Genomic DNA, 21,561 nt, shown 5'->3' with positions numbered 1-21,561 from the left:
ACCCGAGGAGCCCTCATGCCGTACTACCGCAGCGTCGGTGACGTCCCGCCGAAGCGGCACACCCAGCACCGGCGGCCCGACGGGGGCCTCTATGCGGAGGAGTTGATGGGGGAGGAGGGGTTCTCCTCGGACTCGTCGTTGCTCTATCACCGCGGGGTGCCCTCGGCGATCGTGGACGCGTCGCCGTGGGAGCTGCCCGACCAGTCGTTGAGCGAGAACCGGCCCCTGGTCCCGCGGCACCTGCGGTTGCACTCCCTGGGCGCGGTCGACTGGAAGGCGGTGGACGCGGTGATGGGGCGGCGGCTGGTGCTGGGCAACGCCGACGTGCGGCTCTCCTATGTCGTCGCCGGTGAGGCGAGCCCGCTGTATCGCAATGCGGTGGGTGACGAGTGCGTCTTCGTCGAGTCCGGCTCGGCGGTGGTGGAGACGGTGTTCGGCGCGCTGGCGGCGCGGGCGGGGGACTATGTGGTGTTGCCGCGGGGGACGACGCACCGGTGGGTGCCGGAGGGGTCGGAGCCGGTGCGGTTGTACGTGATCGAGGCGTCGTCGCACATCGCGCCGCCGAAGCGGTACCTGTCGCGGTTCGGGCAGCTGCTCGAGCACGCCCCGTACTGCGAGCGGGACCTGCACGGCCCGGTGGAGCCGTTGCTGGTCGAGGGCACCGATGTGGAGGTGCTGGTCAAGCACCGCGGGGGCGGGTCCGGGATCACCGGGACCCGGTACGTGGTGCCCGAGCACCCGTTCGACGTGGTCGGGTGGGACGGGTGTCTGTACCCGTACACGTTCAACATCGCCGATTTCGAGCCGGTGACGGGGCGGGTGCACCAGCCGCCGCCGGTGCACCAGGTGTTCGAGGGCGGGAATTTCGTGGTGTGCAACTTCGTGCCGCGCAAGGTCGACTATCACCCGTTGGCGGTGCCGGTGCCGTACTACCACTCCAATGTGGATTCCGATGAGGTGATGTTCTACTGCGGCGGGGACTACGAGGCCCGCAAGGGTTCGGGCATCGGGCTGGGGTCGATCTCGTTGCATCCGGGTGGGCACAGCCACGGTCCGCAGCCGGGTGCGGTGGAGCGGGCGTTGGGGGCGGAGTTCTTCGACGAGTTGGCGGTCATGGTCGACACGTTCCGTCCGCTGGCGCTGGGTGAGGGTGGGATCGCGGCGGAGGACCCGGGTTACGCCTGGACCTGGGCCGGCCGCGGCCCCGCCCGATGAGCGTCCCCGCGGCGGGCACCGTCCCGCCGCTGGTCGCCGGGCTCTGCGACGACGCCGCGGTGTTCCCGCCCGGCAACGCCACGCTGCCCGGCGCCGTCGCCGCGTACCTCGACCGGCGCGGCACCTGGTACGCCGCGCTCGCCGGGCCGCTGGTCGTCCACGACGGGCTGCTCGACGCGCTCGCCGCACTGCTGCCGGCCGGCGCCGCGCTGCCGCTGTCGGTGACCCTCCCCGGCGGCCCGCAGGGACTGCCACGCGTCCTCGACCGGGCGGCCGCCCTGCCGGTGCGGCTGGTGTCGGTCGAGATCGCCGCGCCCGCCGGGACGGCCCCGGACGGTGCCGCCGTCGCGCCGCCGCCCACCGGCGGCCCCGACGTCTACGTCGAGATCCCACGCGACGACCGCCGCGACGCGTTCCTCACCGGCCTCCCCGCCGGGGTCCTCGCCAAGTTCCGCACCGGCGGTGTCCGCGCCGACCTCCACCCCGGCGAGGACGAGCTCGCCGCGGGGCTCGCCGGCGCCGTCGCCGCCGGACGGCCGTTCAAGGCCACCGCCGGCCTGCACCACGCCGTGCGGCACACCGACCCGGCCACCGGCTTCGAGCAGCACGGGTTCCTCAACGTGCTGCTGGCGACCGACGCGCTGCTCCGCGGAGGGACCGAGGTCGACGCCGCCGCGCTGCTGGCCGAGCGGGACGGTGCCGTCGTCGCCGGCCGGGTCAACGACCTCGACGCCGACCGGGTGGACCGCGCCCGCGCCGCGTTCCGGTCGTTCGGCACCTGCAGCATCACCGACCCGCTCACCGACCTGATCCACCTGGGCGTCTGCACCGCCCCACCGACGGAAGGAGCGCTCCCGTGAGCGCCGTCGACATCCCGGCCGGCTCGCCGTTCGGGCCCGGGAACCTGCCCTACGGCGTCTTCTCCACCGGAGACGACGACCGGCCCCGGCCCGGGGTGCGGCTCGGCGACACCGTCCTCGACCTGGGTGTCCTGCTGGGCACCGCGGGCGACGACGCGGTGTTCGCCGCACCGGCCCTGAACCCGTTCATGGCGCAGGGCCCGGCGCGCTGGGCCCAGGTCCGCGAACGGCTCACCGCGCTCGTCGCGGGCGACGTGCCCGACGCCGCCCGCCACCCCGTCGGCTCCGTGCGGATGCACCTGCCGTTCGAGGTCGCGGACTACGTCGACTTCTACGCCTCCGAGCACCACGCGTCGAACCTCGGGCGGCTGTTCCGGCCGGACGCCGAGCCGCTCCTGCCGAACTGGAAGCACCTTCCGGTCGGCTACCACGGCCGGGCCGGGACGGTCGTCGCCTCCGGCACCGAGATCGTGCGGCCGTGCGGGCAGCGGAAGGCGCCCGGCGACACCGTCCCGGACCACGGGCCCAGCCGCCGGCTCGACATCGAGGCCGAGCTCGGCTTCGTCGTCGGTGCCGGGTCCCGCCTGGGCTCCCGGATCGCCGTCGACGACGTCGCGGACCACCTGTTCGGCGCCGTCCTGGTCAACGACTGGTCGGCCCGCGACATCCAGGCCTGGGAGTACGTCCCGCTGGGCCCGCACCTGGGCAAGAGCTTCGCGACGTCGGTCGGGGCCTGGGTGGTGCCGCTCGCGGCGCTGGAGCACGCCCGCATCCCGCTGCCCGGGCAGGACCCGGAGCCGCTGCCGTACCTGCGCGGCACGGAGACCTGGGGACTCGACGTCGACATGGCCGTCACCTGGAACGGCGTCGAGGTCACCCGGCCGCCCTACCGCGAGATGTACTGGTCCCCGGCGCAGATGCTGGCGCACCTGACGACGAACGGCGCGTCGAGCCGCACCGGCGACCTTCTGGCGTCCGGCACGGTGTCCGGGCCCGCGAAGGACCAGCGGGGCGCCTTCATCGAGCTGACCTGGGGCGGCGCCGAACCGGTCACGGTGAACGGCGAGCAGCGGACCTTCCTGCTCGACGACGACGAGGTCACGATCACCGCCACCGCCCCCGGACCGGACGGCACCCGGATCGGCTTCGGGGAGGTCACCGGCCGCATCCGGCCGGCGCTCCCCTGAGCCGGTCCGGTGCCGGTCAGCGGCCCTCGCCGTAGGCGGCGGCGATCTCCTCCGGGCCGGCCCACCGGCTGTACGTCGGACCCTGCGGCCAGCCCTCCGGGGAGTCCTGCCACACCTCCTGACGGCCGTAGGGCAGCAGGTCGACGAGCCCGAACAGGTAGCTCAGCTGCTCGGTGCCGCGGCCGTCGGTGTGCCAGGTCCGGTACACGGTGTCCCCGTCACGCAGGAACACGTTGACCGCGAACCCGGCGTCCGGCGGGGCACCGACGTCACTGCCGAACGTGCTGTTCGCCGTCGAGTACCAGGTCATCGTGTTGCCGACCCGGTGCTTGTAGGCCAGTGCCTCGTCGATCGGGCCCTGGGTGACGATCACGAACCGGGCGTCGAACTTCTCCAGCCCGGCGAGCCGGGTGAACTGCGAGGTGAACCCGGTGCAGCCGCCGCACTGCCATTCGGCACCGGCGTGCCACATGTGGCTGTAGACGATCAGCTGCGGGTGCTCGCCGAAGAGGTCGGCGAGGTGGACGGGCCCGTCCTCGCCGTCGAGCACGTAGTCGGGCATCTCGACCATGGGCAGCCGCCGCCGCTGCGCGGCGACGGCGTCGAGCTCGCGGGTGGCGGCCTTCTCCCGGACCCGCAGCGCGGCCAGCTCGGACTGCCAGGTCGCGGCGTCGACGACGGGCGGGAGGGCGGTGGCGGTGGTGGACATGGTGCCTCCGGACGGTCGTGTTCCTGTCTGGAGGTGGTGACTCCCTCGCCGCGCCGTACTCATCGGTGGCCGCGGCGCGGCCCGTCAGGTGCCGGAGCCCCAGCGCTCCCGCACCGACGAGAAGACCTTCTGGTCGTGGGAGAACTCGACGACGTTGCCGTCGGGATCGGTGAGGGCGCAGATGTAGCCGACCGGGCCGGGCATCTGGCGCGGCTCCCAGTGCAGGCAGCCGGCGTCCCGGGCGCGGTCGGCGGCCGCGTCGACGTCGGCCCGGTGCGGCACCTCGATGCCGATGTGCGCGAACGGGCGGAGCAGCCCCAGCTCCTCGCCGCGGTCCTGGTCGAACGAGACCAGGACGAGCACCATCGGCGTCTCCACCTGCTTCGCGTTGGACAGCCAGACGCTCTCGCCGGCGTCGTCGGAGAAGCGCTCGACGACGGTCAGCGGGGTCATCGTGGTATAGAAGTCGATCGCCGCGTCGAGGTCCCCGGTCGGCAACGCGAGGTGCGTCCACCGGGCCTCGGTCAGCTGCTGGTCGTGCGGGACGTCGTCGCCCATCGCGCGTCTTCCCCCTCCTGCGGTGCGGGACCGGTCGTGGACACGGCCCCCAGCATGCACGGTCGCGGGATCAGGCCTCGCCGGCGCCGTCGAGGAGACGCTGGCGGGCGAGCCGCTCGACCAGCTCGGGCAGCGCGGCGTGCGGGGCGGAGTCGAGGTCGCGCCGGGAGCCGCGGACGACGGCGTCGACGAGCCGTTCGGGGACGCGGCCGGCGAACTCGGCGGAGAGCCGGGCGACGGCGCCGGGGACGGAGGTGTCGGGGGGTGGGTCCAGGGTCACGTGCACGGTCGGTGTCGTTTCGTCGTGGGCGGGCCCGGGCGCGGTGGTCCGCGGCTCCGGGCGGTGGGTCGGTGGGTGCCGGGAGGCCCCGCGGGCACCGGACGTGCCGGTGGCCGGGTCGGCCGTGCCGGGCACGGGTGCCCGGTCGGAAGTTCCCGGACGCGGGGTCCTCGGTCGCGGACCGCCGCGTGTTTCACTCGGTGGACACCCGCACGATCACCGGGGCCGGTGCCCGGGATCTCCCGGGCCGCGGCCGGCGACCGTCGCCACCGTAGGACGGGGCGGGGCGTGGCGTCGAACGCATATTCTACACCCGCGACGGCCGCGGTCCGGCCGGGCCCACGACCGGCCGTGCGGTGCCGCGGGTCAGGACCCGTCGAGGAACTCCGCGACGACGGCGTCGAAGGCCGGCGGGTTCTCCAGGAACGGGAAGTGCGAGCTCGCGACGTCGCGTCCGAACACGTGCAGGCGCGCGTCCGGGACCCGGTCGGCGATGTAGCGCTGCGAACCCGGGTCGACGTGGCTGCCGTCGCAACCGATCACCAGCGTCGGCACGTCGATCCGGGGCAGCACGTCGCGCCAGTCCTGCGCGCAGTGGTCCCACAGCAGCGGCACCCCGGCGTGCGGCGGCGTCGACGCGATCTCCTGCTCGACGAACGCCCAGACCTCCGGGTCGGTGTCACCGCTGAACATGCCGCGCACGAAGTCGGTCGCAGCCTTGCGGCCCTCCGGCCCGTCCAGCGACGCGCAGAGGGAGACGAGCGCGGCGACGTCGAAGATCGCGCCGCTGTCGCGCTGGTCGCCTGCCGACATCCACGGCACCGCCGCGACGGCCGCCGGCTGGTCGACCACGACGAGCCTGCGGATCCGGGCCGTCCCGTACTGGTCGACGACGCTCCACCACACCGAGGCGCCCATCGACCAGCCGAGCACGTCCGCCTGCCCGATCCCGAGGTGGTCGAGGAACTCCTGGGCGTCGCGGGCCAGCCGGGCGATGCGGTAGCCGTGGTGCGGCTTCTCGGAGACGCCGTGCCCGCGCTGGTCCAGCGTCAGCACCCGGCGGCCGCCCGCCAGCCCGGTCAGCTGGTGGCGGAACATCGCCTGGGTCTGGCCCCAGCCGTGCAGCATGACCAGCGGCGGTGCCGCCGTACCGGACGCGGGACCGCTGTCGCGGTAGGTGAGCTCGACACCATCGGAGGTGGTGAAGGTCGGCATGGCTGCTCCCGCGTCGTCGACAGGTGACCGACACTCTGCTCCGGGCCACGGCCCGCCACCAGGAACGGGACGTGGAACGTCGTCGGCGGCTCTCCACGCTCTGTAGGACGCCCCGGCCCGCTCAGCCCGTGAGGTCGGTGACGAGCAACCCGAGGTGCAGCAGCAGCCGGTCCCGGCCGTCGTCGAGGTCCAGCCCGGTGACGGCCCGGATCTGGTCGAGCCGGTAGTACAGCGAGGTCCGGTGCAGGTGCAGTGCCTGCGCGGTGCGCGGGATCGAGCCGCCGTGGTCGAGGTAGGCGCGCAGGGTCTCGACCAGCCGTGCGGCACCGGGGTCGGCGCGCAGTGCCGCCAGCGGCGCGGGCACCAGGTCCGTGTCCAGCTCGGCGGGCGGGACCTGCAGCAGCGGCGCGTACGGCCCGAGACCGTCCCACCGCGCGACCGGGCCCAGCCCGGGCACCAGCCGGGCACCGCGGGCGGCGGCCGCGGCCCGGCCCGCCGACCGCCACAGCAGCTCCGGGCGGGGCACGACGGGCCCGATCCCCGCGACCGCGACGCCGGTGCGGCCGAGCAGGTGCTCGACCGACCGCACGATCCGCCCGGCGTCGGCGGCGAGGGCGTCCACGTCGGGCCGGGAGGCGACGAGGACCGCGCGGCCGTCGTCCACGGCGGCGAGGGTCCGGTCCGGACGACGGCCCGGCGACCCGGCGGTCGCGCGCAACGCCACCTCGACCTCCGGCGCCGGGAGCGCGGCACCGACCTCGACGACGGCGGCCGCGCCCGGCCCGGTCGTCCCGCTCTCCCGCACCGCGGCCGCCCGGTCGAGCGGATCGGGGCCGACCAGGCGGAGCAGCAGCCGTTCGCGCTCGCGGTCGCCGGCACCGGTGCGGTCACGGTGCAGCAGCGCCGCGGCCGTCCGCGCGACCTCGTCGATCCGGGTCCGCTCCGCCGCGGCCAGGGTGCGGCCGGCGTCGATCACCATGAGCAGGCCGAGCAGCACGCCGTCCTCGCGGAGCGGCACGCACCAGCGGTCGTGCATGCCGAGCTCCTCGCCGCCCCGCACGAACCCGGGCCCGCCCCACCGCGCGACGCCCTGCCCGAGCACGTGCGCGCCGACCTCGGGACCGGCGTCGCGCTGCAGGACGGCGCGCACCCGGACGGCGTCCTCGTCACCGAAGTGCCTGCTGGTGCACAGCATCCGCACCATCGGGTCGTTCACCACGACCGACCGGCCGAGCTCGTCGGCGAGGTCGTCGACGAGCGTCTGCAGGTCCGCACCGGGCGTCACCGCGGCCTCCTCCCGGGCCCGTCCGACAGTGCGTGGAATCCCCGGCCCGGACACACGACATCACGCGGTGCCGCCGACCGGGTCACCGGACGCACCATGGCACCGGATCGGCGGCGGACGGCGCGGGGAGGCGGAGGACGTGATCGGTGTGGACGGCCGGGTGGTGCTGGTGTTCGGTGCCGGATCGGACGGCGACGGGACGAACAACGGCGGCGCCGCCGCCCTCACCTACGCCCGGGCGGGTGCCGCGGTCGCCGCGGTCGACCTCGACGGCGACGCGGCCTCCCGCACCGCCCGCGCGATCTCCGGTGAGGGCGGCCGGGCGGTCGCCCTCACCGCGGACGTGACCGACGAGGCGTCGGTCGAGCGGGCCGTCGCGGCGGCGGCCGCGGCGCTGGGCACCCCGGACGTGCTGCACAACAACGTCGGTGTCGCGGTCACCGGCGGCGTCACCGCGCTGAGCCGGGAGACCTGGGACCGGGCGCTCGCGCTGAACGTCACCGGCGCGTTCCTGACCTGCAAGCACACCCTGCCGGGGATGCTGGCCGCCGGGCGCGGCGCGATCGTCAACGTGTCGTCGCTGGCCGCCGTGCGCCACCTCGGCTACGACTACCCGGCCTACATGGCGGGCAAGGCCGCGCTGAACCAGCTGACCGTCGCGCTGGCGCTCACCCACGCCCGGGACGGCATCCGGGCCAACGCGGTCCTGCCCGGCTACATCGACACCCCGCTCGTGGGGCGCCAGCTGCACACCACCGACCCGGAGCGCGCCCGCGCCGAGCGGGACGCGCTCAGCCCGACCGGCCGGATGGGGTCGCCGTGGGACGTCGCGAACGCGGCGCTCTTCCTCGCCTCCGACGCCGCCGCCTACGTCAACGGGGTCTGCCTGCCCGTCGACGGCGGCCTGTCCGCGCGGTCCTGAGCCGGCCCCGGCTCACTGCACCCCGGAGTCCGGCGGGTCGAGCCGGACCTCCCGGTCCGGCTCCACCGCACCGACACCGGTGACCGCGGACAGGCCGTCCCGGTGCTCGTCGTCGCAGGTCCCGACGACGACGCCGACCCCGCGCAGCACCTTCTCCACCTGCAGCCCGGCCGCCGAGCAGGCGGCGGCGACGTCGTCGATCGCGTGCCCGTCGGCGACCGACACCAGCACCCGGCCGGCCACGGCTCAGGCCCCCGGCGCCCGGACGAGCCCGGCGCCGACGTCGCCGGAGGGCAGCGGCAGCCGCTGCGCGGCCTGGGTCAGCTGCGTCCACAGCTCGCGGCCGCGGGCACCGGTGCGCTGCGACCAGAGCGCGGCGATCCCGGACACGTGCGGGGTCGCCATCGACGTGCCGGAGATCGTGTTCGTCCGCCGGGGCATCGGCCACGCCGAGTAGACGTCGACGCCCGGTCCCGCGATGTCGACCTGGCCGCCCTCCACCGACGACGACGCCGCGGAGAAGTCCGCGATCGCCAGCGCGGCGTCGACCGCGCCGACGGCCATGATCGACGGGCTGTTCGCCGGGACGCCGACGAACCCGGCGTTGCCGGCGGAGCGCTCGGCGTTGTTCCCGGCCGCGGCGACGATCAGCACGCCCGCGTCGAGGGCGCGACGGCCCGCGTTCTCGTAGGCGGCCGAGACCTCGTCGAGGTCCGCGCCGAGCGACATCGACACGACGTGCGCCCCGGAGGTGATCGCCCACTCGATGCCCTCGAGGATGCCGGCGTCGGTGCCCGAGCCGTCGTCGCCGAGCACCTTGCCGACCAGGATCCGGGCCTCGTGGGCGACGCCGTAGCGCCGGCCCTCGGCGGGGCCCGCCGGTCCGCACGAGGTGCCGACGCAGTGCGTGCCGTGGCCCTGGGCGTCCTGCACCTGCTGCCCGTCGACGAACGAGCGGGACTCGATCTGCCGTCCGGCGACGTCGGGATGGCCGAGATCGAGTCCGGTGTCGAGGACGGCGACGGTGATCCCGGCGCCGGTCTCGGGGGACACGTCGACCCCGGTGGCCTGCAGCCCCCAGGTCAGCCGGTCGGTGTCGGCGAACCGCGCGGGTGCCGGTGCCGCGTCCGCGACGGCGGCCGCGGCCCGGTCGGCGAGGTGGGCGGCCGCGTCGGCGAAGCCCCGCAGGTAGTCCGCGGACAGGCCCGGCCCGGTCAGCGCCCGCTGCACCCGCTCGGGCTCGACGCCCAGGACCCGCCGGTCGGCACGGGCCGACCGGAGCCGGTCCGGGTCGAGCTCGGCGACCGCGACCCCCAGCCGGGAGAACAGCGTCGGGCGGACGCCGGACCGCGCGTCGCGGCTGCTGGTGACGTCGGCCAGGCCGGTCAGCTCCTGCACCGCGGCCCGGGCGGCGGTGTCGTCGTCCAGCAGGTCGTCGCTCAGCACCATCAGGTACCGCCCCGTGTGCGTGTCCGCCATGTCGCCTCCGATGATCGCCGCCGGTGATCACACATCGTGCCGCACCCGTGGCCGTGCGGCACCGCGGCGCGACCGGCCCACCCGGGTCCTCCGCCCCGGGCCCCGGGGGACGGACGCCTCCGGTGCCCGCCCGGCTCCGCGGACCAGTGTGGAGCCGTGGCCGGCGAGGGACGCCGGTGGACGGGGGTGTGGTGATGTCCGACCAGCAGGGTCGTCCGGTGGTCGTCGGGATCGACGGGTCGGCGTCCGCCCGGGCCGCGGTCCGGTGGGCGGCGGCGGAGGCGGTGGCCCGGCGCGTCCGGCTCCGGCTGGTCGCCGTGTACACCCCGTTGCCGCCGGGACACCGCCACGACATGGGGCTCGGACCCGCCTACCGCGCGCAGGTCGTCGGCACGCTGCAGGAGGCGCTGACCGGCGCGGCCGCGCTCGTGTCCGGGATCGACGTCGACCTGGAGTCCGAGATCCGCGCCGGGTACCCGGCGGACGTGCTCACCGAGGAGTCGCGCGGCGCGTCCCTGACCGTCGTCGGGAGCCGCGGCCTCGGCGGGTTCAGCGGCCTGCTCGTGGGCTCGGTCGCGGTGGCGGTGGCCGCGCACGGCGGTTCCCCGGTGCTGGTGGTGCGCGGCGAGCGGGCCCCGGACGCCGGGTTGCCGGTGGTGCTCGGCGTCGACGGTTCCCCGGCGGGGGAGGCCGCGGTCGGGCCCGCGTTCGAGCAGGCGTCCCGGCGGTCGGTGCCGCTGCGCGCTGTGCACGCCTGGTCCGACGTCGTCCTCGATCCGGCCGTCGCGGTGCTGATCGACGCGGCCGCGCTGGAGGCCGAGGAGCGGGAGGTCCTCGCCGAGCGTCTCGCGGGCTGGTCGGAGAAGTATCCCGACGTCGACGTGCAGCGGATCGTGGTCCGCGACCGCCCGGCACACGCGCTGATCGCGGAGTCGGCCGGGGCCGGGCTGGTCGTGGTCGGGTCACGGGGCCGCGGTGGCCTCGCCGGCCTGCTGCTCGGGTCGGTCGGGCAGGCGCTCCTGCGGCACGCGGACTGCCCGGTGCTGGTCGCACGCCCCTGAGCGGCCCGGCCCCCCGCTCACCGCAGTCCGAGGAGCCGCCGCAGTCGCGGCGCGGGCTGCCCGGACGGGGCGCCCTGCTCCGGCGCGCCCGCCTGCTCGGGGACCACCGGCGGCGCGGGCTCGGGCTCCGCGGCGCCGTCCCGCGGGACCGGGATGGTCGGCCCCGTGGTGGAGACCCCGTCGAGGAGGTCCAGGCAGTGCGTGTCGCCGCAGGCGTCGCCCGCGACGACGCTCCCGTGCGCCGCGGCCAGCGCGGTGAGCGGGGCGTCGAGCGGGGTGCGGACGAGCACGGCGGCCCGGGTCAGGTCCCACAGCAGCGCGGTCCCGCCGGTGCCCGCGGTGACGGCACGGTGCCCGCCGGCGGCGGTCGCGGCGCAGAGCTGGACGGGGTCGGCGCGCACCGTGGTCACCCGGTCCGTGCCGACCGTCCAGACGTGCGCCCGGCCGTCGGCGTCCGCGGCGACGGCGTGGCAGCCCTCGTCGTCGATCGCGACCGCCGCGAGCATCGAGCCGGGCAGCGGCACGACGACCGGATCACCCGCGGCAGGCCGCCACGCGGCGAGCGCGGTGTCCGCGCCGAGCAGCACGGTGCTCCCGCCGGGCGTGAGCGCGGCCCGCCGGACCGGCGCCCCGGTCGTCGCGCTGCGGTAGATCCGGCCGGTCCGCGCGTCGGCGACGGCGACCCGGTCGCCGTCGCCGACCACCACGAGCGTCCCGCGCCCGGCCAGCACCCGGCCCGGGACCTCGACCGACCCGGCCGCGAGCCCGGTGGCGGCGTACCGCTCGGTGACGGTGCCCCCGGACGCGGTGAAGATCCGCATCCCGGCGGTGTCCGACCACACCGGGCCGGGCCCGCCGTCGCAGCGCCAGCACTCGTCGCCGGTCCGCAGGTCGAGGGCGACCAGCTCACCGGTGCCGCGGGCCGCGGAGACGATCAGCCCGCCCGCGACGACGATCGCGCCGACGGCCTCCGGGAGGCCGGGGCGGTCCCCGGCCGGTGCCGCGGCGGCCGGGTCCCACAGCAGGATCCGGCCGTGGTCGTCGCCGGTCGCGACGAGCGTGCCGTCGGCGTTCGCGGCCGCGGCCCGCACCGCGGTGCCGTGCCCCGTCAGCGTGACCCGGCCCGGCTCGTCGCCGGTCCACCACAGCTCGACGGTGCCGTCCGCCCGGGTCGCCAGCGCCCGTCCCGGACCCGCGGGGCCGGCGGCGGTGGCCGGGGCGCCGGACCGGTCGAGGACCACCGCGTCGTGCGGTACGCCGGCGGTCATCACGAAACCGTGCACCGCACCGTCGGCGGTGACGGCGAGCAGCTCCTCCGGCCCGGTCACCGCCACCCCGGTGACGCCCGCGTCGGCCTGGAGCGTCGCGAGCTGCGCACCGGTGGTGGTGTCCCAGGCGCGGAGGGTGCCGTCGTCGCCGCCGGTCACGGCGCGCCCGGACGCCGTCGCGACGAGCGCCCGCACCGGGCCGTCGTGCCCGGACAGCACCACCGCGGTGCCGCGGACGACGTCCCAGACGAGGACGGTGCCGTCCAGCGCGGCGCCCAGCAGCCGGGTCGCACCGGAGGGGGCGTCGGCGAAGGCGAGCACGGTGACCGGGGTGGTGTGCCCGGTGAGGGCCGCCACCTCGGCGCCGCCCGCGGCCCGCACCCGGACGACGTCGTCGGACCCCGCGACCGCGACCAGCCCGCCGTCGGCGGTGGTCGCGACGGCGAGCACGGGCGCCGGACCGGCGGCCCGCTCCGGCCCGCACGGCCCCGTCACCGGGTGGGCGACGGGCGTCCCGGTCGCCGGGTCCCAGGCCACCGCGCCGCCGGAGGCGTCGACCGAGAGCAGCGCCCCGCCGGGGTCGACGGCCAGCCCGGTGAGGGCGTCGCCGTGCCCGTCGAGGATGCGCAGCAGCGCCGCGGACGGCGGCCGCGTCCGCCAGCGGGTGGCGAGCGCGGACAGCCCGCGGGACTCGATCCGGGCCCGCGCGGCCCCGGCCAGCGCGTCCTCGCCCGTGACGGCCGCCCGGGCCAGCAGCTGCTGGGGCAGCCCGGCGGCCTGCCCGGCGAGATCGGGGTCGCGCAGGTGGTGCGCCTCCAGGTCCAGCACGCGGCGCACCGCCGCCGCGCTGACGCCGGCCGGCGGGGTCAGGTCACCGGCCCCGTCGTGCAGGGCGCCGCCTGCGACGCGCTGCTCCAGTCCGTCCCAGAACATCTCGACGGGCATGCGGTGGTTCCTCCCCGGGGTCGGCGGCCGTCTGCATGTCGGGCCCCGCGCTCCATCGTTAACGCGCGAGGGGGTGTCACGGGCCGACCGGCGGTGACCGGTTCCGGCCGCTCGGTGACCGGCGGTGCCCCGGACGGGCGAACGCCGGATTCCCCGCGGTGACCGGCCGTCGGGGCGGTGAACGGCGCGCACGGGATGCGGGGGACCCCGGATCCCGACCAGTACGCTGACCGCCCGACGATCCGGGGGAGGCGTGGACGTGGCGGCGGAGACGGCACCGGCGGCGCGGCGCGGCCGGCGGCCGATGAGCGACCGCCGTCGTGCCCTGCAGCGGCTCGAGATCTCCCGGGCGGCGATCCGGCTGTTCCGCGAGCACGGCGTCGCCGGGACCAGCGGGGAGCAGATCGCCGACGCCGTCGGCCTGTCGGCCCGCACGTTCTGGCGCTGGTTCCGGACCAAGGAGAGCTGCGTCGAGCCGGTGCTGAGCCTCTCGACCGACGCCTTCACCGCCTGCCTGGCCCGCTGGCCCGCCGGCCGGTCGCTGGAGGAGCACCTCCTCACCGACTTCCCGGAGCACGACGACGGCGGCCCGGACGACGGTGAGCTCGTGCTGGCCGTCGTCCGGATGTCCCGCGACGAGCTCGCGCTGCGCGCGATCTGGCTCGTCGTGCAGGAGCGGGCCGAGCCGGTGCTGGCCGGGATCCTCGCCGAGCGGCTCGGCCGCGACGTCGGTGACATCGAGGTCCGGGTGCAGGCCGCCGCGCTGAACGCGGCGCTGCGGATCGCGACCGAGGACATCGCGGCCGTCACGGCGGACGGCCACGAGCCCCCGGTCGACGACCTGACCGCCCGGCTCTCGACGGCGGTCCGGGCCGCCACCCACGGCGTCGCGGCGAGCCCACCGGCCTGACCGGCCGGCGGATCGGGTCAGCTCCCGAGCCGCACCAGGTTCCCCGCGCCGGTGCACGCCACGACGATCCCGTCCCCGTCGGCGGTGACCCCCGCGAACGGTGCCGGGCGGCGGGCGGCGCCGCTGCGGCAGTCGTCGGGCACGTGCGGCGGGCGGACGTCGAACGCGAGTCCCGACGCCGCGACGCCGGTGGCCCGCCGGACCGGGTCGATCCGCAGCAGCCGCCCGGTCCCGGCCTCGGCGCACCACAGCGCCCCGCCGGACGCGGCGAGCCCCTCCGGACGGTGCAGGCCGGCGCCGAGCACGGTGGACCCGCCGTCGTCGTCGAGCCGGAGGACCCGGCCGCCACCGGTCGTGGTCACGTACCCGCACCCGTCCTCACCGGTGGCGACGCCGACCGGCCGGTCGAGCCCGTCGGCGCGGACGGTGACGGTGCCGTCGTCGGCGACGTGCAGCACCCGCCCGGCGGCGGTCTCGGCGACGAGCACCCCGTCCCCGGCCTCGGCGACGCCGGTGGGGGAGCCGAGCCCGTCGGCCAGGGGCTTCCACGCGCCGGGTGCGCCCCGCCACACGCCGCCGGCGTCGGTGGTGAGCACGGTGTCCCCGCCGCGCCGGGCGATCCCGCGGACGCCGCCGCGGACCTCGGTCACGACGTCGCCGAGCGCGCCGGCCCGGCCGTCCGCGACGAGTGCGAGTCCGAAGTGGTCCGCGGCCAGGATCCCGTCCGGGGCGGCGGCGATCCCGAACGGGCCGTTCAGCCCCTCCGGCACGATCACGCGCACCGTCCCGGCGGGGTCGACGGCGTGGACGCCGCCGTGGAACGCCCCGGACACGTAGGCCGTGCCGTCCGGGGCGAACGCGACGTTGTCGGCCCCGCCGACCCCGGTGTGCAGCTCGCGGAGAGGCCCGTCGCCGTCGTGGGTCCACAGCGTCCCGCGCTCGCCGTTGGACAGGATCCGCAGCCGCCCGGCCGGGTCGAACCGGACGGCGACCGGGCGGTCCAGCCCGGCGAGGACCCGTTCCGGGGTGCCGCCGTCCGGGTCGACCCGCCACACCTCGCCGGAGAGCAGGTGCGGGTAGTAGAGGAGCCCGTCCGGGCCCACCTGCATCGCGTTGCCCAGCGCGAGGTCGTCCGCCAGCACCCGGGGCGGGCCGCCGGCGAGGTCGATCTCCAGGAGCCTGCCCTCCGGCACCAGCTCGTTGACGAACAGCCGGCCGCGGTGCCAGGCGATCCCGTCCGGCGCGACGATCCCGTCGGCCACCACGGTCGTCGCACCGTCCGGGTCGCGCCGCCACACCAGCCCGGCCGGGAGGTCGACGACGAACAGCTCGCCGCCGTCGCCGAACACCAGGTCGTCCGGGGCGGTCAGCGGGCCGTCCGGCCCGAGCACCGTCTCGATCTCCCCGGTGCCGAGATCGAGCGCACCGACCGTGCCGCCGAGGAACTGGGCGATCCACAACCGGCCGTCCGGGCCGAACGCGATCCCGTTGGAGGCCCAGAGCGGGTTCGGCGGGCACAGCGGCTCGGCCCGCAGGCCGGGCGCCGTCCACAGCGGACCGGAGAGTGGCCCCGCGACGGGGCGGGCGCTCACCGCGGCCCCTCGAACACGTCGTCCATCCCGCTGTCGCGCCAGGCGTGCAGGATCTCGTGGAACTCCACCGGTCCACCGCCGAACTGCTCGTTCCGCTTCCGCGGGCGCCCCTCGAAGTTGTAGTAGCCGGGCGTGCACTCGGCGAGGAAGCCCTGCTGGTCGACCGCGCGGTCGCGGATCGTCGCCACCCAGGCGTCCTCGGCCCCGGCGGTGGGCTCGACGGCGGTCGCGCCACGCCTGCCCGCCTCGGCGACGACGGCCGCGATGTGCGTCGCCTGCTCCTCCAGCACGTGCGTGAAGTTGACCGACGCCGAGTTCTGCAGGGCACCGACGTGGAACAGGTTCGGGAACCCGCGGCTGACCCAGCCGTGCAGGGTGGACAGGCCGTCGGCCCACTTCTCGCCCAGCGCGAGCCCGTCCCGGCCGCGGACGTCCGCACCGGCGCGGGTGGCCGGGTCGGCGCCCAGCTCGAACCCGGTGGCGAACACGATCGCGTCCACCGGGTACTCGGTGCCGTCGACGACGAGCCCGGCCGGGGTGATCTTCTCGACGCCCTGGCCGCCGGTGTCGAGCAGCGTCACGTCGTCGCGGTTGAACGCCTGCAGGTAGCGGTCGCTGAACGTGGGCCGCTTGCACATCTGCCGGTACCAGGGCTTCAGCGCGTCCGCGGTGGCCGGGTCGTCGACGACCGTGTCGACCCGGGCGCGGATCTCGTCCATCTTCTCGGCGTCGGCGATCTCGAGGGCGTCGGCGAGGGACTCGGTGCCGTGGGTGCGGGCGTAGCGGGCGACGCCGCGGATCGGCGCGGTGTCGGTCCACCGGTCGGCGACGCCGTCGTCCCCGGCGCCGCCGTGCCGTGGCGGCAGCATGTTCATCAGGTGCAGGAAGTCCTCGCGGCGGCGCCGCTGCCAGCCGGGTTCGAGCGACGACCACCACTGCGCGTCGTAGGGGGCGTCGTCTCGGACGTCCACACAGGACGGCGTCCGCTGCACGACGTAGAGGTGCGCGGCGCCCTCGGCGAGGTGCGGCACGCACTGGATCGCGGTGGCGCCGGTGCCGATCACGGCGATCCGCTTCCCGCCGATCCGGTCCAGGCCGCCGGTCGCGTCGCCGCCGGTGTAGGCGAAGTCCCACCGGCTGGTGTGGAACGTGTGCCCGGCGAAGTCCTCGATGCCCGGGATCCCGGGCAGCTTCGGCCGGTTGAACGGCCCCGACGAGATCACCACGAAGCGCGCGGTGACGGCGTCTCCGCGGTCCGTCCCGACGTCCCAGTGTCCGGCGTCGTCCCAGGTCAGCGACGTGACCTCGGTGCCGAACAGGGCGTCGGTGTAGAGGTCGAAGCGTTCGCCGATCGCCCGGGCGTGGCCGCGGATCTCCTCGCCCGGCGGGTACTTCCGGCTGGGCATCCCGCCGATCTCCTCCAGCAGCGGCAGGTAGATCGACGACTCGATGTCGCAGGCGATGCCGGGATAGCGGTTCCAGTACCAGGTGCCGCCCAGGTCGCCCGCGACGTCGACGATCCGGATCCGCTCCAGACCGGCCTCGCGCAGCCGGGCGGCGGCGACCAGCCCGCCGAACCCGCCACCGACGACGAGCGCGTCGACGTGGTCGTGCACCGGGTCCCGGTCCCCGGGCGGGGACCACGGGTCGTCGGCGTAGAAGCCGAAGTCGCCGGTGGCGGTGCGGTACTGGGCGGTGCCGTCGGTGCGGATCCGGCGGTCGCGTTCGGTGCGGTAGCGCTCGCGTAGCCGGTCCATGTCGGCGGCGGTCGGGTCGCCCGCGTCGGGGCGGGGGGTGGCATCGGTCGTCACCGCGGGGTTCCTCCGGGGAGTCGGGGGTCGGGTGTGGTCACCAGGTCACCGGCAGCCGGGCCGGGCCGCGCACGGCCGAGGTGGCGCGCCACTCGACGTCGTCGGCCAGGTCGAGCCCGGGCAGCCGGGTGGTGAGCGCGCGCAGGATCGTCTGCAGTTCCATGCGGGCCAGCGACGCGCCGAGGCAGTGGTGCGGGCCGTAGCCGAACGCGACGTGGGCGCCGGGGGAGCGGTCCAGGTGCAGTGCGTCCGGGTCGTCGAAGACCTCGGGATCGCGGTTCGCCGCGTTGGTGGAGACGAGCACGGCCTCCCCGGCGCGGACGGTGCCGCCGGTGAGCTCGACGTCGGCGGTGGCGATCCGCGGCAGCCCGGCCTGCCTGCCGAGCGGGATGAACCGCAGCATCTCCTCGACCGCGGCCGGGATCCCGTCGGGCTCGGCGACCAGCGCGTCCCAGCGGGAGCGCTCGTGCAGGAGCGTCCGGACCATGTTGCCGGTCATGTTCATCGTGGTCTCGTGGCCGGCGAGCAGGATCGCCGAGCCGAGCGAGACCATCTCGCCCTCCGAGAGCCGGTCGCCGTCGTCGTCGCGGGCCGAGACCAGGCCGCCGAGCACGTCGTCGCCGGGCCCGTCCGGCCGGTCCCGGCGCTCGGCGACGAGCGAGGCGATGTAGGTGTGCAGGTCGGTCATGGCCTGCCGCCGCTCCTCGACCGGTACGGCCGACGTCGACAGCGCCGCGTCGGCGGCGGCCCGGAAGGTGTCGCGCCCGTCGAGCGGCACGCCGAGCAGCTCGCAGATCACGATCACCGGGAACGGCATCGACACCGCCGACACCAGGTCGGCGGGGCTGCCGCCCGCGACGAGCCCGTCGACGAGGTCGTCGGCGATCCCGGCGACGTGCGGTCGCATCCGCTCGACGCGGCGGGCGGTGAAGGCGGCCGCGACCAGGCGCCGCAGCCTGCCGTGCTCCGGCGGGTCGATGTTGATGATCGACTCGGGCTGGCCGGGCCGCTCCGGGAGGGCCCGCGGCACGTCGGCGCCGACGACGGCGGCCCGGCTGAAGCGCGGGTCGGACATGACGGTGCGGACGTCGTCGTAGCGGGTGGCGAGCCGGCCCTCCTCGCCGTACGGCATCCGGATCCTGGCCAGCGGCTCCTCGCGGCGCAGCTCGGCGTAGCCGGGGTCGAACTCCAGCTCGTGGGCCTCGCCCAGCGGGTAGCTGCGGGCGTACGGACAGCCGTTCTCGGTGGTGGTCACGGTGCGCTCCTCGGGACGGATCGCGGTCGGGATGCCCGTCAATACTGGCAGATACTGCCAATAAAGCATGCTGAGACGAGCGTCTCGTCGACGCCCGGTGGGGTCGTCGTTAGTGTCAGTCAGTGACAACAAGGCACTGCGTGACAGGGGGTTGGGCGTCGTGACGCTGTCCGCTCCCGCACCCGTCCGCGGTCGTGCGCCGATGACCGACCGGCGCCGGGCGCGACTGCGGCTGGAGATCTCGCGGGCCGCCGTCGCGCTGTTCCGTGAGCACGGCGTCGCCGGGACCAGCGGGGAGCGGATCGCCGAGGAGGTCGGTCTCTCCGCCCGCACGCTGTGGCGCTACTTCCGCTCGAAGGAGAGCTGCGTCGAGCCGGTGCTGGCGCGGGGCATCGACGCGATCGTCGAGGCCCTGCGCAGCTGGCCCGCCGACCGGACGCTCGACGAGCACCTGATCGCCGAGTACCACCCGCCGGCCGACGCCGAGGCTGCCGCCGACGCCGAGGCCGGGCTCACGGTGATCGCGCTGTCGGCGACCGAGCCGGGACTGCGCGCCGTCTGGCTGGCCGTCCACGAGCGGTCCGAGCCGGTGCTGGCCGAGGTCCTCGCCGGACGGCTGGGCCGCCCGGCCGACGATCTCGCGGTCCGGGTGCACGCCGCGGCGATGGCCGCCGCCCTCCGGATCAACGGCGAGGAGCTCGCCGCCGAGCTCGTCTGCGGCACCCGGCCGTCGGATCCGGTCGAGCGGCTCGCCGCCGCGCTGCGTGCCGCCGCCCACGGGGTCGACGCGGACCCCGCCCCACCCTCGTCCACCCACCACCGGGCAGGAGACCCCGAGTGACCACCACCCCGCCCCGTACCGACCCGGTACCGGCGCACCGGACCGGCCTGCTGATCAGTGTCCTGGTCGGCGCCGCGTTCGTGATGATCCTCAACGAGACGATCCTCAGCGTCGCGCTCCGCGACCTGAGCGTCGACCTCGCCGTGCCGACGACGACCGTGCAGTGGCTGACCAGCGGCTTCCTGCTGACGATGGCCGTCGTCATCCCCACCACCGGCTACCTGCTGGACCGCTTCACCCCGCGTCAGGTGTTCCTCGCGTCGCTGGGCACCTTCACCGCCGGCACCGCGGTGTCCGGGTTCGCGCCCGGGTTCGAGGTGCTGCTCGCCGGCCGGATCGTGCAGGCCGTCGGCACCGCGATGATGATCCCGCTGCTGATGACGACGATCCTGCGGCTGGTCCCGCAGGAGCGCCGCGGCGCGACGATGGGCACCATCACGATCGTCATCGCGGTCGCCCCGGCGATCGGCCCGACGATCGGCGGCGCCGTGCTCGCCGGCCTCGGCTGGCGCTGGATGTTCTGGCTGGTCCTGCCCCTGGCCGTGGCCGCGCTGGCGGTCGGTGCCCGCTTCCTGCGGCTCGACGGCGGCGGCCGCCCGGTCCCGCTGGACGTGCTGTCGGTGATCCTGTCCGCCGTCGGGTTCGGCGGCCTCGTCTACGGGCTGTCCGCGATCGGCAAGGGCAGCGGTGGTGGCATCCCGCCGTGGGTGCCGGTCGTCGCCGGCCTCGTCGCGCTCGCGCTCTTCGTCGCCCGCCAGCTGCGGCTGCAGCGGGAGAGCCGCGCGCTGCTCGACCTGCGCCCGTTCCAGAAGCGGCCGTTCGTCGTCGCGCTGGTGCTGACCGCGCTGGTGCTGCTGTCGCTGATCGGTGTCGCCGCGGTGCTGCTCCCGCTGTACCTGCAGACCGTCATGGGGGTGAGCACGGTGGTCTCCGGCCTCGCCGTGCTCCCGGGCGGGCTGCTGCTCGGCCTGCTCGGCCGTCCGGTGGGTGCGCTGTTCGACCGGGTCGGCGCGCGACCGCTGGTGATCCCCGGTGCCGTGCTGATGGCGGCCGGGCTGGGCCTGTTCTCCACCATGGGCCCGGCCACCCCGCTCTGGGTGGTGATCGCCTACCACCTGGTCCTGATGGGCGGGCTGTCGCTGATGATGACGCCGCTGATGACGGAGGCGCTGGGCTCGCTGCCGGACTCGCTGTACTCGCACGGCAGCGCGATCCTCTCCACGCTGCAGCAGGTCGCGGGCGCGATGGGCACCGCCCTGTTCGTGACCGTCGCCGCGACCGGCTCGGCGCCCGGCGGACCGTCGCCGGACGCGGCCGGCCTGCACGCGGCGTTCGCCGTCGCCGGTGGGGTCGGTGTGGTCGCGGTGCTGCTGTCGCTGCTGGTGCGGGGCCGCACCGGGGCCGTCCGGCCCGAGGTCACGACGCACTGAGCAGGGCGTGGCCCGGGAACCCGACGGGCTCCCGGGCCACGGCGCTCAGGCGGTGGCGAGCTTCGCCCGCTCGTCCCGCTCGGTGGTCGCGTTCAGGACCTGGACCTTGTCGCCGTTCTCGAGGTCGGTGAAGAACCGCTGCGCCTCGACGGCGTCGAGCTTGACGCACCCGGCCGACGCGCGGTCCCGGTCACCGCCGTGGAACGCCACCCCGCCGTCGGCGAAGAACACCGACCACGGCATCGGCGACGGCTGCCCCTCGGGCGTCGTGAACTCGCCGCTCGTGTGGTCCGCCTCCTTGCGGTACACGCGGAACGAGTGCCCGATCGGCGTCTCCTGACCGGCCCCGCCGGACGCGACCGGCACCGGCCCGTGGGTGACCGCCCCGTTCTCGATCAGCCAGGCCCGCTGCGTCTCGAGATCGACGCAGGCCCGTGCCGAGACCGAGCACGGCGTGCCCGGGACCTGCTTCTCGGCGTGCGTCTGCCGGGCGGCCTCGCTGTTCTCGGCCTCGGCGTCGGCGGTCGCGACACCGGCGGTCGCGATCCCGGCGACGACGACCAGTGCCGCCACCGCCGCGGTCGCGGCCCGGTTCCGGCGGATCGTCCTGCTCGGCACGTGCACGGCTCCTCGTGACTCGGTCGGTACCCCGACCGGTACAACGCCGACGGGTGGCTTCCGTGACGGTCGACGCACGACCTCGCCCGGGGTTGAGCCACGATCGGGTGGTCGCGGGGG

General features: G+C 75.9%; 20 protein-coding genes. 8 read left to right on the top strand and 12 right to left on the bottom strand.

Features of this window, described 5'->3' with window-relative positions; all coding sequences use genetic code 11:
* Window positions 1-15 precede the first annotated feature (15 nt).
* From AD017_RS04285 to fahA, 3 genes are read left to right on the top strand one after another with little or no spacing between them, the layout of a single operon-like run.
* On the top strand, window positions 16-1,215 hold the full coding sequence (locus tag AD017_RS04285) for a homogentisate 1,2-dioxygenase (RefSeq protein WP_060573021.1): 1,200 nt from the start codon (window positions 16-18) through the stop codon (window positions 1,213-1,215).
* A complete protein-coding gene (locus AD017_RS04280; protein ID WP_060573020.1) occupies window positions 1,212-2,075 on the top strand; it encodes a hypothetical protein in 864 nt (287 codons plus the stop codon). The genes AD017_RS04285 and AD017_RS04280 overlap by 4 nt, the downstream gene beginning before the upstream one ends.
* Entirely contained in the window at window positions 2,072-3,262 is a 1,191-nt protein-coding gene (gene fahA / locus AD017_RS04275; protein ID WP_060573017.1) for a fumarylacetoacetase, read from the top strand. Before AD017_RS04280 ends, fahA begins: the two co-directional genes overlap by 4 nt.
* 16 nt (window positions 3,263-3,278) lie before the next feature.
* On the opposite strand, the gene AD017_RS04270 is transcribed toward fahA, so the two are convergent.
* The 5 genes from AD017_RS04270 to AD017_RS04250 all read right to left on the bottom strand — a co-directional run bounded on the left by AD017_RS04270 (window position 3,279) and on the right by AD017_RS04250 (window position 7,309).
* Window positions 3,279-3,971, bottom strand: coding sequence for a DUF899 family protein (locus AD017_RS04270; protein ID WP_060573015.1), 693 nt, complete (start codon window positions 3,969-3,971; stop codon window positions 3,279-3,281).
* An 84-nt stretch (window positions 3,972-4,055) separates the two neighbouring features.
* Window positions 4,056-4,529 carry a VOC family protein gene (locus AD017_RS04265; protein WP_060573013.1) on the bottom strand — a complete coding sequence of 158 codons (474 nt, stop codon included), beginning with the start codon at window positions 4,527-4,529 and terminating at the stop codon, window positions 4,056-4,058.
* A 70-nt stretch (window positions 4,530-4,599) separates the two neighbouring features.
* Window positions 4,600-4,944 (bottom strand): hypothetical protein, encoded by a 345-nt coding sequence (locus AD017_RS04260; protein ID WP_060573010.1) that lies wholly within the window; start codon window positions 4,942-4,944, stop codon window positions 4,600-4,602.
* 231 nt (window positions 4,945-5,175) lie between these two features.
* Window positions 5,176-6,024 (bottom strand): alpha/beta fold hydrolase, encoded by an 849-nt coding sequence (locus AD017_RS04255; RefSeq protein WP_060573008.1) that lies wholly within the window; start codon window positions 6,022-6,024, stop codon window positions 5,176-5,178.
* 121 nt (window positions 6,025-6,145) lie between these two features.
* Entirely contained in the window at window positions 6,146-7,309 is a 1,164-nt protein-coding gene (locus AD017_RS04250) for a helix-turn-helix domain-containing protein (RefSeq protein ID WP_227012653.1), read from the bottom strand.
* 139 nt (window positions 7,310-7,448) lie between these two features.
* On the opposite strand from AD017_RS04250, the gene AD017_RS04245 reads away from it, so the two are divergent.
* Window positions 7,449-8,231, top strand: a complete 783-nt coding sequence (locus tag AD017_RS04245; protein WP_082399497.1) for an SDR family NAD(P)-dependent oxidoreductase — start codon at window positions 7,449-7,451, stop codon at window positions 8,229-8,231.
* 12 nt (window positions 8,232-8,243) lie between these two features.
* Here the strand turns inward: AD017_RS04245 and AD017_RS04240 are convergent, their stop codons facing one another.
* Together AD017_RS04240 and AD017_RS04235 are read right to left on the bottom strand one after the other, a co-directional pair.
* The gene (locus AD017_RS04240) at window positions 8,244-8,474 is read right to left on the bottom strand and encodes a hypothetical protein (protein WP_010236475.1); all 231 of its coding nucleotides are present in this window, start codon (window positions 8,472-8,474) and stop codon (window positions 8,244-8,246) included.
* Between the two features lie 3 nt (window positions 8,475-8,477).
* Window positions 8,478-9,710 carry a S8 family serine peptidase gene (locus tag AD017_RS04235; RefSeq protein ID WP_060573006.1) on the bottom strand — a complete coding sequence of 411 codons (1,233 nt, stop codon included), beginning with the start codon at window positions 9,708-9,710 and terminating at the stop codon, window positions 8,478-8,480.
* A gap of 194 nt (window positions 9,711-9,904) precedes the next feature.
* Here AD017_RS04235 and AD017_RS04230 point away from each other — a divergent pair, with 194 nt between their 5' ends.
* Complete coding sequence (locus AD017_RS04230) at window positions 9,905-10,771, top strand: universal stress protein (protein ID WP_029239778.1); 867 nt, start codon at window positions 9,905-9,907, stop codon at window positions 10,769-10,771.
* Between the two features lie 17 nt (window positions 10,772-10,788).
* Here AD017_RS04230 and AD017_RS04225 read toward each other — a convergent pair whose 3' ends face one another.
* Window positions 10,789-12,984: a WD40 repeat domain-containing protein gene (locus tag AD017_RS04225; RefSeq protein WP_060573005.1), complete on the bottom strand. Its 2,196-nt coding sequence runs from the start codon at window positions 12,982-12,984 to the stop codon at window positions 10,789-10,791.
* 259 nt (window positions 12,985-13,243) lie between these two features.
* Here AD017_RS04225 and AD017_RS04220 point away from each other — a divergent pair, with 259 nt between their 5' ends.
* Window positions 13,244-13,894, top strand: coding sequence for a TetR/AcrR family transcriptional regulator (locus AD017_RS04220; RefSeq protein WP_227012652.1), 651 nt, complete (start codon window positions 13,244-13,246; stop codon window positions 13,892-13,894).
* Window positions 13,895-13,911: 17 nt separating this feature from the next.
* On the opposite strand, the gene AD017_RS04215 is transcribed toward AD017_RS04220, so the two are convergent.
* The 3 genes from AD017_RS04215 to AD017_RS04205 are packed head-to-tail and all read right to left on the bottom strand — an operon-like array spanning window position 13,912 to window position 18,552.
* The gene (locus AD017_RS04215) at window positions 13,912-15,486 is read right to left on the bottom strand and encodes a hypothetical protein (RefSeq protein WP_060573003.1); all 1,575 of its coding nucleotides are present in this window, start codon (window positions 15,484-15,486) and stop codon (window positions 13,912-13,914) included.
* On the bottom strand, window positions 15,483-17,297 hold the full coding sequence (locus tag AD017_RS04210) for an NAD(P)/FAD-dependent oxidoreductase (RefSeq protein WP_082399049.1): 1,815 nt from the start codon (window positions 17,295-17,297) through the stop codon (window positions 15,483-15,485). The genes AD017_RS04215 and AD017_RS04210 overlap by 4 nt, the downstream gene beginning before the upstream one ends.
* A 37-nt stretch (window positions 17,298-17,334) precedes the next feature.
* Entirely contained in the window at window positions 17,335-18,552 is a 1,218-nt protein-coding gene (locus tag AD017_RS04205) for a cytochrome P450 (protein ID WP_029239236.1), read from the bottom strand.
* Between the two features lie 160 nt (window positions 18,553-18,712).
* On the opposite strand from AD017_RS04205, the gene AD017_RS04200 reads away from it, so the two are divergent.
* Window positions 18,713-19,393 (top strand): TetR/AcrR family transcriptional regulator, encoded by a 681-nt coding sequence (locus tag AD017_RS04200; RefSeq protein ID WP_227013358.1) that lies wholly within the window; start codon window positions 18,713-18,715, stop codon window positions 19,391-19,393.
* Window positions 19,390-20,823: a DHA2 family efflux MFS transporter permease subunit gene (locus AD017_RS04195; protein ID WP_060572999.1), complete on the top strand. Its 1,434-nt coding sequence runs from the start codon at window positions 19,390-19,392 to the stop codon at window positions 20,821-20,823. Before AD017_RS04200 ends, AD017_RS04195 begins: the two co-directional genes overlap by 4 nt.
* Before the next feature lie 45 nt (window positions 20,824-20,868).
* On the opposite strand, the gene AD017_RS04190 is transcribed toward AD017_RS04195, so the two are convergent.
* Window positions 20,869-21,441, bottom strand: a complete 573-nt coding sequence (locus AD017_RS04190; RefSeq protein ID WP_139323822.1) for a L,D-transpeptidase — start codon at window positions 21,439-21,441, stop codon at window positions 20,869-20,871.
* Between the last annotated feature and the right edge of the window lie 120 nt (window positions 21,442-21,561).

The organism is Pseudonocardia sp. EC080619-01 (genome assembly GCF_001420995.1).
Taxonomy (GTDB): domain Bacteria; phylum Actinomycetota; class Actinomycetes; order Mycobacteriales; family Pseudonocardiaceae; genus Pseudonocardia.
Note: the sequence above shows the minus strand (reverse complement) of the source record. Positions and strands in the feature narration are given on the sequence as shown.